The organism is Halomonas bluephagenesis, from assembly GCF_054790765.1.
Genome location: NZ_CP133631.1, coordinates 3,576,594 through 3,594,012, shown reverse-complemented (window position 1 = coordinate 3,594,012; position 17,419 = coordinate 3,576,594). Strand labels below are relative to the sequence as shown.

The window sequence follows — 17,419 nt, the reverse complement described above, 5'->3', positions numbered from 1 at the left end:
AGCGGCGCTACGTTCCAGGGCGCAGTGCGGCTTCTACCAATAATCGATACCCGACGCCTGCTTCTGTTTGAAGCAGGGTGGGGGTTTGTGGGTCATCCCCCAGTTTCTGCCTTAACCGGCTGATCACGATGCGCAGATAGTGCGTATCATCAACATGCGTTGGCCCCCAAATTTCTTTTAACAACTGAGTCTGTGTAACGACTCGCCCGGCGTAGCGGCACAGGCGCGCTAACACAGCGAACTCTTTTCGCGTTAAATGCACATCTTCTTGTTGTAGTGTGACACGCCTTAGTTCCAGATCAATCACTAACCCCTGACTGACATAGTAGCTTGATGTTTGCTCTCCCCTAGCTTTCTGGGCCAAGCGCAATACCGCCCTTATACGCGCTAGTAACTCTTGAATGCCAAAGGGCTTAGTAACGTAATCGTTGGCACCGTTATCCAACGAAAAGACTTTCTCTTCTTCCCGATCACGAACAGATACCACAATGACCGGCACGGTACTGTGTTCACGTATCCCCTGCAGTACTTCGTGGCCGTCCATATCAGGCAAGCCTAAATCGAGCAGCACGACGTCAGGGGCTTGGGTATACACCATGGCTAACGCTTGCTCGCCATTCTCTGCTTCCAATACTCCGTAGCCCTGAGAAGCTAAACTGATACGCAGAAAACGTCGAATCTGCTGCTCATCATCAACAATTAGAATGCGACCGCTGCCTTCACTCTTCATCACCCCTCCTGATATCTGCACCTAACAGTGGCAGCGTTATAATAATCGCGGTACCTCGTCCTCTTTCGCCGGTTTCAGCCATAATAGTGCCGCCATGGGCACCAATCATGCCACGACATATGGCTAAACCAAGGCCGCTGCCGTGGGCACTTCTATCACCGTCGCCACCACTGTAAAACATATCGAATACCTGCTCGCGCAACTCTGGAGAAATGCCCGGGCCTTGATCTTCAACAGTAATCACCAGCGTTGCGGGATCACCTTCGTTAAGGTGCGCCTTTATGCTCAATTCTCCGCCTGGTGGTGAAAAACGTTGGGCGTTATCCAAGACATTCACCAACGCTTGTTCTACCAGCGCAGGGTGGACATAAAGTAGCGGTAACGAAGGAGGCCAAGACTTGCGGACAACGACATGCTTAAGTGACTGACCCAAGCGCTTGAGCGCTGAGTTAATAACGTCGTCAAACGCTACCCAGTCTCGCTCAATTTTTAACGTGCCGTGCCCTAGTCGGGTCATATCCAACAAGTTTTGTATGTATCGATTAAGGCGCTCGCTTTCAGACAGGATGCCATCAAGCAGCTCACGCTGGTCGCTATCGCTTAGCTGCGGTTTGAGCTCGATCAGCGAACTGGCTGAGCCAATAATAGAGGAAAGTGGTGTACGTAGATCATGAGACACCGATGAGAGTAACGCAGAACGCAGACGTTCGTTCTCCTCGGAGACACGGGTTGTGTTCAGCTCTGCCACTAGCCGAGTGCGCTCTAGCGCCATACTAAGCTGACGCACCAGCGTATCCATTAACGACTCTCGTTCGTAGGTGAGCGCCTTTTGGCTTTCCGATAGTTTAAGCGCCAGCATCCCTACTTTTTCTCCCTGCACTGCCAGGGGTATTAAGCGCCAAGCCTGTTGACTCAGGGTGTCTGTGCCTTGACCACTGGGCTTTTGATGCTGCCAACTCCACACCGCAGCTTGCTTAGCGGCCATGTCTAAGCGCACCGAATCCGGCAGCGCATGAACAACCCGCACTTCATTCGCGCTTTCGGCGCTTTCAATAAATACCGTGGGCACCGCAAAGCACTGCACCAATGTATCAACGCCAATTTTTGCTGCACTGGCGCTGTCTGTCGCGGTTGATAGCTGTTCGGCATAACGCAACAAAAGCTGAGTCTGATCGCGGCTAGCACGCAGTGCAATTAAACGCCGACGTCCCCTGCCTGCAAGCTGCCCAACCACCACGGCAACGAGCAAGAAAAATCCTGCCGTTAGCAACTGCCCACGCTCCACCATGGCAAAGGTGAGACGCGGCTCGGGAAAGAAGAAGTTAAATGCTAAAAAGCTCGCGATGGCGCTGAACATTGCCATCGCGGTACCCGCCCATACCGCACTGAACAGTACGGCCACTAAAAACACTAATGATAAGTTAGCTAGCTCAAGCCAGGGCTCCAGCATGACAGCCACCCCTAGGGATGCCATAACCGCCAAGCTAGCGGCCAGTAACTGGGGAGGATGCAGCTTCCAACCATGTTGCCATTGATTGGCGCGTTGTTTCAAAGCCCCTTTAGCCACTACAACAATATCGAATGCCTCGGCATGCGCCATCAAGCGTTGGGCCAATGGCCGTGACCATTTCCACCAGCGACGCTTCGCTTCGCGACCCACCACAATAGTGGTCGCATTAATTGAACGTGCATAGTTGAGAATCTCACTTAGCTGGCTATGCCCCTGTAAACGTATTGAATCGCCACCCAGCCGAGCGACCAGGCTGAAGACTTGTTCAACGGCCAGTTGCTGCTGTGGAGAAACAATTCCTTTATCAACATAAACCGCTCGCCATACCGCTAAGCGCCGCTCTGCCATCCGATGAGCCGCGCGAACCAGCGATACGTCGTCTTCACTTCCATTAATGACCACCAACAGATGCGGTCTCACCGGCCAGGGGCCTGCCCTGCCGCCAGCATCCATTGCCACCTTCACATCGGCATCTACGCGCTCGGCCATAGTTTGAATCGCCAGCTCACGCAGCGCGTTGAGATTGGATTCATTAAAGTAGCCTTCCATGGCGGCACGGGCTTGCTCGGGTATATAGACTTTGCCGCGCCTTAAGCGCTCAAGGAGCTCGTCAGGCGTTAAGTCAACAAGCGATACATCTCGGGCGCGCTCTAACAGCGCATCGGGCACCGTTTCACGCATGCGAATCCCAGTAATCCGCGCGACATCATCATTCAAACTTTCGAGATGCTGGACGTTAACGGTTGTCCACACGTCAATACCTGCATCTAGCAGCTCTTCAATATCCTGGTAACGACGCGGGTGCCGACTGCCGGGGATATTACGGTGGGCAAGTTCGTCCACCAGCAAAATAGTGGGGCGCCGCGCCAGGGCCGCGTCAATATCAAATTCATAGAAGGTTCGGCCATGGTGCTTTAAAGGCGCTAACGGAAGCCGTGCCACCCCATCACACAAGGCTTCGGTATCAGCGCGTCCGTGTGACTCCACCACGCCAATTACAATATCGTCACCTTCCTCTGCCCGTTCACGGGCGGTGCGAAGCATGGTGTATGTTTTACCGACACCGGGCGCGGCTCCCAGAAATACACGCAAACAGCCGCGCGCCTCTCGGCGCGCGGCTTTTAGCAATGTATTGGGATCGGGTCGCTGATCCGCTGAATACATTGGTTTACTCCATGGTGTCTGAAGCCGTCGGGGTGACGGGTGCTGGGGTTAATGGCGCTGCGGTGGTTGATGATACTGGAAAACGATCATCCAAACTGACATTCAGCCGCAACACATTCACCACCGGTGAGCCCAGCCAGCCTGTGTTTTCAAGTGCTTGATCAATTAGCGCCGTCACAGTAGCTTCGTCGATGCCGCGTGCTTGCGCTACTCTGGCAACCTGTAGCTCAGCCGCCTCTAGTGAGATATGCGGGTCGATACCTGACCCAGACGCGGTAATCAGATCAACTGGAATTTGATCGACACTTACGTTTTCACGTTGAGCAATGGCATTTGCATCTGCCTGGGCACGCTCGCGCAGCGATACGTTGCTCGGCGCCAAGTTAGATCCTGAGACATCACCTGCGTCATTGCCCGCCGCTGATGGGCGGCCAATAAAATACTCATCGCTGACAAACGTTTGGGACACCAGGCTTGACCCGACCACCCGACCTGAGACGTCTCGAACTAAACTACCTTGCGCCTGCTCGGGGAATAACCAGCCGCCCAGTGTTGTGGTAACCAACGGGTAAATCAGCCCCAGCAGAACTGCCATTACCACCATAAAGCGAAGTGCATTGCCCCAGGAAGCCTTTGCCTGCAGCACATCGTCATTCGCAGCGATCTGGCGTTTCATATCTACATTCATCACGTTTCTCCTAGATAAATAACGCAATCAGCATGTCGAGAAGCTTGATGGCGGGGAATGGCAGTAGCAGCCCACCCAGGCCATAAATCAGCAGATTTCGACGCAACAACTCCGTCGCCGATGCCGCCTTCACAGACACACCGCGCAAGGCAAAGGGAATCAATGCCGGAATGATTAACGCGTTGAATAGCACCGCTGCTAGCACCGCCGTGGTCGGCGAGTGCAAATTCATAACGTCGAGCACGCCAAGCGCAGGGAAGCTGGCGGCAAACAGCGCTGGCAAAATAACAAAGTATTTAGCCACATCATTCGCCAGCGAGAAAGTCGTCAGCGCGCCACGGGTAACCAGCAACTGCTTGCCAATTTCCACCGCACTAATCAGCTTGCCGGGGTCAGAGTCCAGATCCACCATATTGGCCGCTTCACGGGCTGCCTGGGTGCCTGAGTTCATTGCCAACCCTAGATCAGCTTGAGCAAGAGCGGGAGCATCGTTAGTACCGTCACCCACCATGGCAACCAAGCGACCACTGGCCTGCTCTTCGCGAATCAACGCTAGCTTGCGCTCTGGCGTGGCTTCAGCAATGTAGTCGTCCACGCCTGCCGTCGCGGCAATAGCCGACGCCGTAATCGGGTTGTCACCCGTGATCATTACGGTTTTGATACCCATGGCACGCAGTTCAGCAAACTTCTCCGCGATACCGCTTTTAATCACATCAGACAGCGCCACCACGCCCAAAATCTGTTTGCCTTCTGCCACCGCAATGGGGGTTGCGCCATCCCGTGAGATACGTGCAATGACCTGCTCGTAATCGCTGGGTATGTCACCGCCCTGGGCTTTTACCCATTCAGCGATAGCATTCGGTGCCCCCTTGCGCAGCTTTTTACCACTGGTCAGGTCAACGCCTGACAGACGTGTTTCAGCACTGAACGCTTCAAAAGTTGCACCATCGGCTTCTTTACTAAGCTGGACATCGACGCCTTGTTCAGTGGCTAGCTCAACAATTGAGCGCCCTTCCGGCGTAGGGTCTTCCAGTGACGTTAAAAACGCCACGTCACGGACTCGCTGGCGCGGAACCTGTTGGCAAGGAGCAAACTCCGTCGCACGGCGATCGCCAAGCGTTATCGTGCCGGTTTTGTCCAGTAGCAAGGTGTCGATGCTGCCAGCAATCTCGACGGCTTTACCTGATTTAGCCACCAAGTTAGCCCGCATAGCGCGCTCCATACCCGCAATACCGATAGCAGGCAAGAGGCCGCCAATAGTGGTGGGAATTAAACAGACCAGCAATGCCACAAGCATAACCGTGGAGGTTTCAACGCCCACGAAAGCCGCCATGGGTACCAACGTGACGACCACGATCAAAAACACCAGCGTTAGCATGGCCAAGAGTACCGATAGCGCCAGCTCGGAAGGTGTCTTCTGACGGTTGGCGCCTTCTACCAAGGCAATCATGCGATCTAACAACGATTCGCCAGGGTTAGCGCTGACTTCAATAATCAGATGATCCGACAGTACTTTGGTCCCGGCACTGACACCGCTGTTATCAGTGCCCGCTTCACGCAGTACGGGCGCAGATTCACCGGTGACAGCCGACTCATTGATCGAGGCAGCTCCTTCAACGATATCGCCATCGGCGGGAATCAGCTGCCCCGCCACAACCTTCACACGATCGCCTTTGCGGAGGGAGTCGGCCGTTACATTGCTAGTCGTACCATCAGCGTTCAGCTTAACCGCCTTCAGCTCTCCCTTGGTTTTACGCAGCGCCCCAGCGTGGGCTTTACCACGTGACTCTGCCAGCGACTCGGCACCCGTGGCGAACAGAACGGTGGCCAGCAACAACAACGCTATGGCCAATGCAAAGCCGCCGTTTTCTCCCTGGGCAAAAGCCATGGGCGTCAGCCCAAAGCACACGACGGTACCAATGGCGACCACGGCCATCACCGGGTTTCGCGCAAGTTGTTGAGGCGCAAGTCCTTTCACAGCCCCAGCGACGACCTGGCCAACGGGTAGCGGACGACGCGGCTGTTTAGCAAGCTCAGTATGTGACATCTCGTTTCTCCTAGAAGCCTTGCGTCACGGCTTCAGCAATCGGGCCAAGCACTAACGCCGGTAAGAAGCCCAGCAGGTTAACAATCACAATTACACCGGCGGTCAATCCCATAAATGCCGGGCTATCCATCGGCAAGGTGCCGCGTCCTGCGGGTGCAGTGCGCTTCGCTGCCAACCATCCGGCCACCGCTAATGGCACCAGCATGGGCAGGAATCGGCCGACCATCAGTGCAATAACACAGGCGAGATTCCACCAGGGCGTATCATCGCCAAGCCCTTCAAAACCAGAGCCGTTATTGGCAAATGCAGAGGTAAATTCGTAAAGCACTTGGGATAGGCCGTGGAAACCAGGGTTTGAGGTTCCAGCAGCGTTAGGCATCGCTACGGTAAGTGCAGAAAGACCAAGAATGACTAACGGCTGCGCCAGGATTGCTAGCGAGATCCAGCGCATTTCACGGGTTTCTAGCGGCTTACCAAACAGTTCTGGCGCTCGACCGACCATCAATGAGCCAACAAAAGCCGCCAACATCAGATAGAGAAAGAAACCGATAAGCCCAACACCTACGCCGCCAAAGGTGACGTTCACAAACATATCCATCAACACCATCATGCCGCCCATGGGATTGAAGCTGTCGTGCATGGCGTTAACTGAGCCGTTCGATGTTTGTGTCGTCCAACTGCCCCACAAAGCGGAAAGATCGGTGCCAAAACGCAGTTCTTTGCCTTCCAGATTAGCGCCGGGTTGAGAAAGCTCGACAAGAGCAGCATTCGGCATCCGTTCCGAAGAAACCACCACAGAGGTGGAAATCAGCGAAAACGTCAGCATCACAGCACCAATACCCATCATTAATCGGCGTCGGCCACTAATAAGTGCAATGGCAATCAGTAATGCGAAGGGAATGATCGTCAAGGAAGCAGTTTCAATCACATTGGCCAACGGCGTTGGGTTTTCAAGCGGAACGCTAGAATTTGGCCCATCCCAGCCACCACCATTGGTTCCCAGCTGCTTGATCGCGACCATGGACGCAACCGGCCCTAAGGGTATCGACTGCACCTCTTCCACTTGCGAATCCAGCATTTCCACCTGATGCGCCGCTTGGTAGCTAGAAGGCACTCCTTGGGACGTCAGCAACAACGCCACCACTGCTGCCAGCGGCAACATGACGCGCACTACCGTGCGGGTCAGGTCATGATAATAATTGCCAACTCCTTTTAACGTTCCTGCTGGCGGAGCCACTAGTAAGGTACGTGCTATGGCGACCAGTACGGCAAGCCCCGTGGCAGGGGTTAAAAACTGCAGCGTTACAATGGCAAAGGTTTGGCTTAGGTGGGAAAGCTGCGCCTGGCCTGAGTAGTGCTGCTGGTTGGTATTGGTGGCAAACGATACCGCCGTATGGAGCGCTGTATCCCACTTCATGCCGGGTATGCCATCAGGGTTCAGGGGCAGCAAGCCCTGACACATAAACACCAACCATGCCAGTAGTATCAAGCCTACATGCAGCTTCAGAATGGCGAGTGCATAGACTTGCCACGTCATCACGCTTTGACTGTTAACGCCTGCTAATCGATAAATAGGCGTCTCTATCACTCTGAATAGCGTGTCGATTCGACTGGGCTGAGTACTTAGCGCGCGGGCAATGTATATCCCTAGTGGCACACCAAGTAATGCCACGATGGCATAAATGGCGATCATGTCGTTCATGGCAATCTCCTAAAAACGCTCGGGGCAAACTAGCGCGTAAAACAAGTACGCCGCAGTGCCGGTCGCGATTATCAACAGTGCAATATTCATCGATGTGCCTCCTTTGATTGGCACCTTGAGCTTAGAGATTGCCTGCGTAAAAAATCGATGGCGTTTAAGGCGTTAGCCGTCAAAAAGGTGTAAAAAAATGAGCTTTTGGCTCATTAATAGCGTTTCCTACCACTGCTTCACTCGACAGCTTCCCTATAGATAGGTGACTATCTTTGGTGACATGTCGCCAGAGTGATCTAATCACCGATGAAGATTATTATTTTGGGTGCCGGCCAAGTCGGTGCCACCCTGGCAGAGCACCTTGCCCGCGAAGAAAATGACATCACCGTTGTCGATACCGATGGTGCGAAACTGCGCGAACTGCACACCAAACTGGATATTCGCACCGTGACGGGCGCCGCTTCGTATCCCATTGTGCTACGTCAGGCGGGCTGCGAAGACGCCGATATGTTGATTGCGGTAACCAATACCGACGAAGTCAATATGATCGCCTGTCAAGTGGCGCATACGCTGTTTCGTACCCCTACCAAAATTGCCCGCGTACGCTCAACCGCCTACCTCACCCGTAAAGGCTTATTTGCCAACGAAGCAATTCCGATTGATGTATTGATTAGCCCCGAACAGGTGGTCACAGATCATGTGCGTCGCCTGATTGAGCATCCCGGCGCACTGCAGGTGTTGGAGTTTGCCGGTGGCGTGGTACAGCTGGTGGCGGTAAAAGCATTTTACGGTGGCCCACTGGTTGGACAGGATTTAGCCTTTTTAGCCAAGCACATGCCCAATGTGGAAACACGCGTGGCGGCGATTTCCCGCCGCAACCGGCCGATTATTCCCCGTGGCGATACGGTGATTGAAGCTGATGACGAGGTGTTTTTCCTGGCGGCACGGCGCGATATCCGCGCGGTAATGAGCGAGCTACGCCGCGTTGAACGGGATTTTCGCCGGGTGGTCATTGCCGGTGGTGGCAATATCGGTGAACGCTTGGCCGAGCACCTCGAGCACAGCCATCAAGTTAAAATTATCGAGCACAGTTTAGAGCGCTGTACCGCGCTTTCCGAGCGGCTTGACCGCACAGTAGTGCTCCACGGCAGCGCCACCAGTAAGCGGCTGCTGGAAGAAGAGAACATTGAAGACTGCGATATCTTTTGTGCTCTGACCAACGACGACGAGGTGAATATTATGTCGTCGCTGCTGGCCAAACGCCTGGGAGCCAAGAAAGTACTAACGCTGATTAACAACGCTGCCTACGTGGACTTGGTTCAGGGGGGCGAAATCGATATCGCCATTTCACCCCAGCAAGCGACCATCGGTAGCCTGCTTACTCACGTCCGCCGGGGCGATATCGTCAATGTACACTCGCTACGCCGTGGCGCTGCAAAAGCCATTGAGGCTATCGCCCACGGCGACAAGCAGTCTTCCAAGGTCGTGGGACGCACCATTGCAGAGATCAACCTGCCTGAAGGCACCACCATCGGTGCCATTGTGCGGGGAAAAGAGGTCATCATTGGTCATGGGGATGTGATGGTCGAAAGCGGCGACCACGTCATTCTGTTTGTGATCGACAAGCGGCGCATTCGTGACGTGGAGCGGCTATTCCAAGTCGGTTTAACGTTCTTTTAAGCCACTCGGAACTAGCCTTTGATATCGTTACCGTCGTTAATAACGCTATGCGTTAAATCTCCACCGCGCGGCCAATAAACTCAATGGGGCCCGTCGGTAAACCGGTGGGCGAACCGGTGTCATCTTCTAGCGTGAGTTCAAAGAGTTGGTTATCTTCAAGCGGCGGTAACTGGTCTAAACGCAAACGCAGCGGTTGCCCTGGCTCTACTAGGCCAAGTGAAACCGGCGCTTGCCAGTCATCCGCCTTGGTCCAGAACTCCAGTGCTTTTCCTTCGGGCACTTCAAAAGTGCCCAACGGGATCAGTTGAATTTCCTGGCGGTTGGCGGCCTGCACGACCCACCCTGCTGATTGAGTTTGCGGCGCTAACAGCACCACCATATATTCCGGCGTTGTTGGTGCGCTAGTGACATTGGTCAACATCACCCCCATCGTCACCGCAGCAGCCAAACCAAGGCCGGTGGCGGCGCGCCAAAATGGCAGGCTATGCACCAAGCGTCGAGACGTTGGTACCGACCTGGGAACGCGCGCCGGTCTTTTCGATGCAGTTTGCATGCTGCGCTCTATGCGCGGCCATAAATAATCTGATGGGGTAACAGGATCAACGATCGCGGTGTAGGGGAAAAACTGCTCTTCCCAGGCAGCCACGATGGCTTGTAATTTGGAATCATTGGCTAAACGTGCTTCAAAGGCTTCTCGCTCAGCGATGGGTAACACCCCCAACACGTACTCCCCTGCAAGCGTATGAAGGTCATCGTTTTCGTTTGAACGTGTCATGACATACACTCCCGCAGGCGAAGCAAGCTTCGCTTAATCCAGGCTTTGACAGTGCCTAGCGGCGCGCCAGTGTGTGCAGAAATTTCGGCATGACTTAACCCATCCACGTAAGCATGTAACACACAGTTTCGACGCTCGGTTTCCAACTGCTGCAAGCACTCATCCATCTGCTGGCCAGTCTGCCAGTCAAAGGCCTCCGCCGTCGTCGATAATGACTGTTGGTAGGTGTCATCATCGGCTAGCTCGCCTGGGTCGTTGATATCCACCCTGATTTCTCGGCCGCGCTGGCGAATAGCATTTAATGCTAAGTGGCGGGCAATACTGAATATCCAGGTGCGGGCAGAGCCCCGCTCAGGGTCGAAACTATCGGCACGTTGCCAGATGTTCAGACAAGCATCGTGAACAATGTCTTCAGCCATACCGCGGTCTTTCACGATACGCATGACAACGCCAAGCAGTCGGGCACCCTCTTGACGATAAAGCTGCTTTAGCGCCGTTTGCTCACCGCGTGCGCAGCGGGCGAGTGCATCGGCATAATCGAAGTCGTTGGCTATCGTAGATACGCCTATATCAGACACATGCTAGCTCCCTGGTGACGCGCCGATATTATCCACCAATATATCGCCGATACGGTCATTGTCGCTCTTTTGGCTAGCATAGCGGCTAGAGACTCGCGAGACGAGCCTCTAGCCTTACTTAGATATGTTTCTTGAGAAAAGTTTTGCTTAACAAAGGTGTTACTAACAACTAAGCAATTAGAGAACTTAGTTAGCTGTCCAGAAAATATAGTCTGCTTGATAGGTTACAACTGCGGTGGCACCGTCGTGGGCGTCATCGCAGGCCACATCCGGTGCGACACCACCTTGAGTATTCAGGCGTTGGATATAGCTAACGCCAGTCATCGCTCCCTCACCTTCAGCAGGATTCGCTTCAACGAGCTGCAACGGAATATTGCCATCACCATTCGCGGCAGTTGCCAGCTGAGTGCCGGTTATTTTAGAGCCATCCAGTGCTTCCCAGGTAGCGGGCGGGCCATAATAGCTGCCAACCTGCATGCCTTCGCTATCATTAAGCGCCGCATGCGGGCCTTTAAATACCCAGCCCATAGCCCCGTCGTCTTTGGCTTCACACATGTAGGTAATTGCGCCAACGCCGACGGTTTCCAGAGCGATAGTATTGCCGTCTGGCACTTGAACGTCGGCAGGCGCCATATCGGCCAGCGCAACGTGACTGAAGGATGCAATCAAAGTAGCGGCGAGTGCTGCACGCGTAAGAGGTTGGATGGTCATTTCAGTCTCCTTGGGTTTTGTATCAACCACTGCAAAGTGTGGCTGTATAGGGGATACACACGAGGAGACGTTTTGGATGCACTCTTATTTAAAAAAATTAAAAAAAAGCGCCCCAAAAAAATTTGATGCGCTTTATTTCCATATAAATCAGCTTATTAATTATTGGCTAACGCCGTCTACTTCAACCTGCCGGGGGCAAGCATTGCCGCGCTGATCAAATAGGTGGCAGTGCTGACCCGCTAGCCCCAGCCTCGCCGTTTGGCCCTCTTCTAGGTGAGTCAAACCATCTAAACGCTGAGTTAGCGGAGCGTCGATACCTGCTACCTGCCAATGCGCCAGCGTTTCGTAACCCAACTTTTCCGCCACCATTAAGGTCGCACTCAGCGTGGCTTCTGCCTCCTCGGCTGCGACAAAATCTTCCGCCCGTAGCCCAAGCGTTGCGCTATCCCCTGGCTGAAGGTGCTTGCCATTGACCGCCACTGTCAGCGCGTCACCGCTATGCAGACGCACTACTGTTTGACGCTCGCCTGGGTCTACCACCGTGACGGTGAAAGTATTAATCCGCGGCGAGCCGATGAACTCAGCTACTTCAAGGGTTTTAGGGAAGTGGTAGAGCGAGAGCGGCGCGCCGACCTGGGCGATACGGCCACGTGAAAGCAGCACAATACGGTCAGCCAGAGTCATCGCTTCCACTTGGTCGTGGGTCACGTAGATCATGGTGGCATTCAAGCGCTTATGCAGTGCCGCAATCTGCACCCGCATATCCACCCGCAGCGCGGCATCCAGATTAGAGAGCGGCTCATCGAACAGAAACACCGCTGGCTCTTTTACCAAGGTTCGGCCAATAGCCACCCTCTGACGCTGGCCACCGGAAAGATCTTTAGGTTTGCGTTCAAGCAGCTCAGTTAAGTGCAGCATTTCAGCGGCATGCTGTACACGGTGACGAATCTCGGCTTTATCAGTACGCGCCAGCTTTAAGCCAAAGGCCATATTTTCCGCCACGCTCATGTGCGGGTAAAGTGCATAGGATTGGAACACCATACCGATATCCCGCTCTTGGGGCGGGATCTCATTGATCCGCTGACCATCAAGCTGCATATCGCCTTCGGTGATGTCTTCCAGGCCGGCAATCATTCGCAGCAAGGTGGATTTTCCGCAGCCAGAGGGGCCAACGAAGACCACAAACTCGCCATCTTCAATGGTGAGATCGATATCCCGAGAGATTTCAACGCCGTCAAAGGACTTACCGATGCCGCTAAGCGTTAAACGTCCCATGGTGCGTCCTCCTCGGTTTGTGAGCAATGGGCAATCGCCACGCCGTAAGGTGGTAGCATTAACTGGCCACCCTGCCACTCACCGTTTAGCCATGCTGGGGCGGCGTTGAGCGACTCCGCATTTTCTGGGGCTGAGCGAGTGACAGTTTGATTGCTAAAGTTCAGCGCAATCAGCAAGCGTGTTTGTTGATAAGTGCGCTCTAAACAGAGTACATCGTCACGCACGCAGTGATAGCGCACATTGCCTTTTACTAGCGCAGGCAGGGTACGGCGGAACGCCAAAAACTCGCGATAAGCATTGAGCAACGAACCGGCATCGTTATCTTGCTGGTCAACGGCGAGGCTGGCGTGAGAATCGGGCACTGGCAGCCAGGGCGCAACATCGCTAAAGCCAGCGTGTCGCACGTCGGCTTGCCAAGGATGTGGCGTTCGCCAGCCGTCGCGGCCTTTATAGGCAGGCCAGAAGGTAATGCCTGCAGGGTCTACCAACTGTTCAAACGTCAGTTCGGCCTCTGGCAAGCCCAATTCTTCACCTTGATAGAGACACACGCTGCCACGCTGGGTAAGCAGGAACACCATATAAAGCCGCAGCTTATCCAGCTGCCCTTCGGCCTGCCAGCGGGTGGCAAGGCGAGTAACATCGTGATTTCCCAGCGCCCAACAGGGCCAGCCATCGCCAATTCTAGCCTCCATTTCGGTGAGCGTTTCATGCAAATAACCAGGGTCGGCTTTATCGGTCAACAGATTAAAGGAGTAACACATGTGCAGGCGATTACCGCCTTGGGAGTATTCAGCCATCACGCCCAGGGCGTCGTCATCACCAACTTCACCAACGCTCGTCGAGCCAGGATACTCTTCCAGCAAGCTGCGCAGGCGCTCTAAAAACACCACGTTTTCCGGCTGAGTTTTATCGTACTGGTGTAACTGTTAGCCATAGGGATTGTCTGGGCGAACGCCTAAAAAGCTTTCAATGACTTCTTCGCGCGGGGGATTATCGTTAAGTTCACCGTGAGTGCAGAAGTTCACCGCATCAAGACGGAAACCGTCTACGCCCCGCTCCAGCCAAAAGCGTACTTCTTCCAACATGGCGTCCACCACGGCGGGAGTGCGGAAATTGAGATCCGGCTGACTGGCCAGGAAGTTATGCAGATAATACTGGCAACGGCGCGTATCCCACTGCCAAGCGCTGCCGCCAAACACCGACTGCCAATTAGTCGGCGGCGCACCATCAGGCTTGGGATCGGCCCAGACGTACCAGTCCGCTTTGGGGTTATCACGGCTTTGTCGGCTCTCTTCAAACCAAGCGTGCTGGTCAGAGGTATGCGACATCACCTGGTCGATGGTTACCTTCAACCCTCGCGCATGAGCGGCTTCTACCAGTCGATCAAAATCTTCCAAGGTGCCAAACATCGGATCGACGGCGCGATAGTTGCTGATATCGTAGCCGAAGTCTTTCATGGGAGAGGTGAAAAACGGCGACAGCCATATGGCATCGACGTTTAACGAGGCGATGTAATCAAGCTTGTCGATCACTCCTTTTAAGTCACCAATACCATCGCCACGGCTGTCTAGAAAGCTGCGCGGATAAATTTGGTAGATCACGGCCCCACGCCACCAGTCGGCGCCTTGGCTGCCAACGTAGTGAGGGGTAGAAGATGCCTGCATCATTATATTGTCCTTGTCGTTGCCTGTTGATTGGCATGATGCAGCGTTGATCGCTAGATAAAATCCTCCCCTAGAGGTAGCGATGGGCGTAGGCGTTAGGAGTAGCTCCCCGAGTTAGTTATTCCCCTTGAATATGCGCCAGCAATTGCCCCGCCAGCGCAATGGCTTCGTCGCGCCGTCGAATATTCTGTTTTTGATAAAGACTACGGATATGAGTTTTGATCGTGGTGGGCGCCACCGACAGCTGTTCGGCGATCTGCTCATTAGAGAGCCCAGCATGAATCAACCCCAGAATTTGCCACTCTCGGCGGGTCAGTGGCGATGTACGTATCAGTTCAGGCACATCGGGCCGTGCCACAATGTCGGCAATCACCGTCTCATCCAGCATCAAACGCCGGGCACTGCCAAAGTCTTTTTGGCGGCCTGCCAAGGTTAGCAGCCGCTCCGCGCGAGCCTGCTCAAGGGAAGCTAAAGTGTTACTTGCCAACAGGGTCGACAACAGCTCCCCCAGCGGCTTGCCTAAGCGTAAAAAGCTGCCTACCAACGCGGTGCGGGAAGCCAAACTGAGCGCCTGCTGCATATGGCTGCTTGCCTGAGCAGTTTGTCCCTGATGCCAAGCCACCGCAGCTAAGCAAAGTTGATTGCGGTTCGCGTCAGTCACTAGTCCCAGCCGCCGGGTGTGGGCTTCAAGGGCATCCAGCAGTTCGCGGGCCTCTTCGTAGCGTCCCAATAGTGTTAATGCACGGGCATGGTTACGCACGTTGCACTGGGAAAAGTGATTGGTGGCATGCTCGGTAAGGGGTTCTGGCGCTTCTTGGCGCCAACGCTCAACCGCATCCATATCGTGCGTCGATTGCCACCACGCCAACAGCGTTGCATGGGCATTCGCTACCCAATCAATGTGATAGTCACCTTCTGCGAGAATTTTACGCAACCTTCTAATATGGTCGGCACACTGGGCTTGGTCGCCCCGGCTCTGGGCGACTTTAGCGAGCTGAATATGGCACTGAAGCGTCCAGCGCTCGCCTTGATTGTCTAACACCGCAATACCTTTCAACGCAGCCTGCTCGGCTTCGTCTAAGCGATGCCACTCCCACAGCACTTGGCTACGAATGCGGTACAAAAACTCCGCGACCGGCAAATGTTCAAGTTCGGCGCGTTCTAGATGAGCAAAGGCACGCTCTTGAATATCGTAGGCGGCCTGCAAGCGTCCCTGAGCCACCAGGTTTTCAGACTGATGACAGTATGACCACAGCAGCAGCTGATGATCGTTGCGCTGACGAGCTTGGCGCTCCACTTCTCGCACCCGCTGCAGCGACTCCTCTAAATAGCCTTGTACGAAGCGCGATTCGCTTAGAATGGCCGTCGCCGTCAATGGTGTTGACGCTAAGTAGCGAGCAGGCACCGCTAGTGCCTGCTCAGCGAGTGGCGCAGCGCGTTCGGCATTACCGTGGTTAATCGCCAACTGGGCACGCAGCGTTGCAAACTCAGCATTCAAAGCCTGCCACTCGCGCGCACCTAACTGCGCTTCTATCCATCCGATCACTCGCGCCGTCACATCGAACTGAAATTGCCCGTGGGATACCCAGCCATAGAGCAACGTATGCTCAGGGCTTGTTGAGATCCGCGGCTCACCTAACAGCGCAAAACCTTGCGCTAATAACGCATAAGCTCCGCTGGCTAATAGCGCAGGCCCCTGGGCGGTCAACAAACTGGCAACGTCCTCTTGCTCCTCGGCTAAGATTGCTTGCCGTAACGCCATCACCGGATCATTTAGTGCTAACCACGCCTGGCTTGCCCGCTGATGCAACCTTCGCTGAGTGGATAAATTAAGCTCGTGTCGGCGGTGGCGAAGATACTCGCCAAACAGCCGTTGAAAGCGAAACCACTGGGTATGCGGGTCTGGTCGCTCAATAAAGAGCCCAGCTTGCTCAAACGCTTCCAAACGCTGAGTTAGTCGCTCCCCTTCCAAAAGGCGCGCCATTAACTCAGGTGAAAAGCGTTCTAACACTCCCAACTGAAGCATCAGCTCGCGCTCTTCAGGGGGAAGTGCGGCGGCGAGCAGTTCATCAAACCAAGCGACAAAATCAGGGTGCGCACCGCTTAAGCGCTCTACCAGCGCGTCGAAACCCGCACGCGTAGTGGTTCGCTCAACCAGCCAGTTAAGCGCCACGATCCAACCACCGCTTCTACGCAAAGCACGTTCAAGGCTTACTCGAGTGGGCGGAAAACTTAGCTGTTCAGCACACAGAGTGTGTGCTTCTTCGCTATCAAAGGCCAAGTCGTGAAGGTCTATCTCTTCAAGCTCCCCTCTCAACCGCAGGCTCGCCAAGCCAAGCGCGGGGCGCGAGCGGCTCGCTAGCGTCAAGGTCAGCCAGGGCGGCTGATGACGGAGCCAATGAGCGATGCCAGCCAAAATGTCGGGATGGCTCAGGTGTTCAAACTCATCTACAACGAAACGGCACGGCGAACGCTGCTCGGGCAACTCACCCAGCCAGCACTCAAGCTGCTCTACACAGTCAGCATTGTCTGCCATCGGTGAGAGCACACCGGTTTCATCGAGCAGTGTATTCAACGCTGCCCGCCAGTAGGTTAAAACCCGTACCGGCTGGTTGTCACGCTGATCCAATCGTAGCCAAGCGGCCTCCTGCTCCAGCGCGGGCAACCGCTCGGCCAGCAGTGTCGTTTTGCCATAACCCGAGGGCGCTGCCAGCACTAGCAGGCGGGTACGCTCGTTTAAGGCGAAATGGTCATTAAGGCGTGGCCGGGCCACCACACTCAGCGGCAACGGCGGTGCCTTTAGCTTTTCTTGGAGTAACGACATCAGCGCCTCCCGATATCAGTGCTTTTTAATAACAAAAAGCCCGCGACACGGCGCGGGCAATCAGCATTGGCGAAACAGTT

At 54.6% G+C, this 17,419-nt stretch carries 12 protein-coding genes and 1 pseudogene; 1 reads left to right on the top strand and 12 read right to left on the bottom strand.

Going from position 1 to position 17,419, the window contains the following annotated elements; all coding sequences use genetic code 11:
* Positions 1 to 7: 7 nt before the first annotated feature.
* From REH51_RS16250 to kdpF, 6 genes are read right to left on the bottom strand one after another with little or no spacing between them, the layout of a single operon-like run.
* Positions 8 to 730 carry a response regulator gene (locus REH51_RS16250; RefSeq protein WP_009723663.1) on the bottom strand — a complete coding sequence of 241 codons (723 nt, stop codon included), beginning with the start codon at positions 728 to 730 and terminating at the stop codon, positions 8 to 10.
* A complete protein-coding gene (locus tag REH51_RS16245) occupies positions 720 to 3,404 on the bottom strand; it encodes an ATP-binding protein (protein WP_498936333.1) in 2,685 nt (894 codons plus the stop codon). Before REH51_RS16245 ends, REH51_RS16250 begins: the two co-directional genes overlap by 11 nt.
* A gap of 4 nt (positions 3,405 to 3,408) precedes the next feature.
* The gene (gene kdpC / locus REH51_RS16240; protein ID WP_009723665.1) at positions 3,409 to 4,092 is read right to left on the bottom strand and encodes a potassium-transporting ATPase subunit KdpC; all 684 of its coding nucleotides are present in this window, start codon (positions 4,090 to 4,092) and stop codon (positions 3,409 to 3,411) included.
* A gap of 10 nt (positions 4,093 to 4,102) precedes the next feature.
* Positions 4,103 to 6,139 (bottom strand): potassium-transporting ATPase subunit KdpB, encoded by a 2,037-nt coding sequence (kdpB, locus tag REH51_RS16235; RefSeq protein ID WP_009723666.1) that lies wholly within the window; start codon positions 6,137 to 6,139, stop codon positions 4,103 to 4,105.
* Positions 6,140 to 6,149: 10 nt separating this feature from the next.
* Positions 6,150 to 7,841, bottom strand: coding sequence for a potassium-transporting ATPase subunit KdpA (gene kdpA, locus REH51_RS16230; RefSeq protein WP_498936331.1), 1,692 nt, complete (start codon positions 7,839 to 7,841; stop codon positions 6,150 to 6,152).
* A gap of 9 nt (positions 7,842 to 7,850) precedes the next feature.
* Positions 7,851 to 7,931: a K(+)-transporting ATPase subunit F gene (kdpF, locus tag REH51_RS16225; RefSeq protein ID WP_083003017.1), complete on the bottom strand. Its 81-nt coding sequence runs from the start codon at positions 7,929 to 7,931 to the stop codon at positions 7,851 to 7,853.
* A gap of 207 nt (positions 7,932 to 8,138) precedes the next feature.
* On the opposite strand from kdpF, the gene trkA reads away from it, so the two are divergent.
* A complete protein-coding gene (trkA, locus tag REH51_RS16220) occupies positions 8,139 to 9,512 on the top strand; it encodes a Trk system potassium transporter TrkA (RefSeq protein ID WP_498936329.1) in 1,374 nt (457 codons plus the stop codon).
* A gap of 52 nt (positions 9,513 to 9,564) precedes the next feature.
* On the opposite strand, the gene REH51_RS16215 is transcribed toward trkA, so the two are convergent.
* The 6 genes and pseudogenes from REH51_RS16215 to malT all read right to left on the bottom strand — a co-directional run bounded on the left by REH51_RS16215 (position 9,565) and on the right by malT (position 17,339).
* Complete coding sequence (locus REH51_RS16215) at positions 9,565 to 10,287, bottom strand: anti-sigma factor (protein ID WP_009723669.1); 723 nt, start codon at positions 10,285 to 10,287, stop codon at positions 9,565 to 9,567.
* The gene (locus tag REH51_RS16210; protein ID WP_009723670.1) at positions 10,284 to 10,865 is read right to left on the bottom strand and encodes a sigma-70 family RNA polymerase sigma factor; all 582 of its coding nucleotides are present in this window, start codon (positions 10,863 to 10,865) and stop codon (positions 10,284 to 10,286) included. The genes REH51_RS16215 and REH51_RS16210 overlap by 4 nt, the downstream gene beginning before the upstream one ends.
* A gap of 186 nt (positions 10,866 to 11,051) precedes the next feature.
* Positions 11,052 to 11,576 carry a DUF3455 domain-containing protein gene (locus tag REH51_RS16205; RefSeq protein ID WP_009723671.1) on the bottom strand — a complete coding sequence of 175 codons (525 nt, stop codon included), beginning with the start codon at positions 11,574 to 11,576 and terminating at the stop codon, positions 11,052 to 11,054.
* Between the two features lie 159 nt (positions 11,577 to 11,735).
* Complete coding sequence (gene ugpC / locus REH51_RS16200; protein WP_009723672.1) at positions 11,736 to 12,851, bottom strand: sn-glycerol-3-phosphate ABC transporter ATP-binding protein UgpC; 1,116 nt, start codon at positions 12,849 to 12,851, stop codon at positions 11,736 to 11,738.
* Positions 12,839 to 14,518, bottom strand: a pseudogene (locus REH51_RS16195) (alpha-amylase family glycosyl hydrolase). The gene ugpC and the pseudogene REH51_RS16195 overlap by 13 nt, the downstream one beginning before the upstream one ends.
* 115 nt (positions 14,519 to 14,633) lie before the next feature.
* Positions 14,634 to 17,339, bottom strand: a complete 2,706-nt coding sequence (gene malT / locus REH51_RS16190; RefSeq protein WP_498936327.1) for an HTH-type transcriptional regulator MalT — start codon at positions 17,337 to 17,339, stop codon at positions 14,634 to 14,636.
* Positions 17,340 to 17,419 lie beyond the last annotated feature (80 nt).

What these genes read in the sequence shown, in the direction of transcription:
- REH51_RS16215 (WP_009723669.1), bottom strand. Translation starts at nt 10,287, where the DNA reads ATGACACGTTCAAACGAAAACGATGACCTTCATACGCTTGCAGGGGAG.
- kdpC (WP_009723665.1), bottom strand. Translation starts at nt 4,092, where the DNA reads ATGAATGTAGATATGAAACGCCAGATCGCTGCGAATGACGATGTGCTG.
- kdpA (WP_498936331.1), bottom strand. Translation starts at nt 7,841, where the DNA reads ATGAACGACATGATCGCCATTTATGCCATCGTGGCATTACTTGGTGTG.
- trkA (WP_498936329.1), top strand. Translation starts at nt 8,139, where the DNA reads ATGAAGATTATTATTTTGGGTGCCGGCCAAGTCGGTGCCACCCTGGCA.
- REH51_RS16250 (WP_009723663.1), bottom strand. Translation starts at nt 730, where the DNA reads ATGAAGAGTGAAGGCAGCGGTCGCATTCTAATTGTTGATGATGAGCAG.
- REH51_RS16205 (WP_009723671.1), bottom strand. Translation starts at nt 11,576, where the DNA reads ATGACCATCCAACCTCTTACGCGTGCAGCACTCGCCGCTACTTTGATT.
- kdpB (WP_009723666.1), bottom strand. Translation starts at nt 6,139, where the DNA reads ATGTCACATACTGAGCTTGCTAAACAGCCGCGTCGTCCGCTACCCGTT.
- kdpF (WP_083003017.1), bottom strand. Translation starts at nt 7,931, where the DNA reads ATGAATATTGCACTGTTGATAATCGCGACCGGCACTGCGGCGTACTTG.
- ugpC (WP_009723672.1), bottom strand. Translation starts at nt 12,851, where the DNA reads ATGGGACGTTTAACGCTTAGCGGCATCGGTAAGTCCTTTGACGGCGTT.
- REH51_RS16245 (WP_498936333.1), bottom strand. Translation starts at nt 3,404, where the DNA reads ATGTATTCAGCGGATCAGCGACCCGATCCCAATACATTGCTAAAAGCC.
- malT (WP_498936327.1), bottom strand. Translation starts at nt 17,339, where the DNA reads ATGTCGTTACTCCAAGAAAAGCTAAAGGCACCGCCGTTGCCGCTGAGT.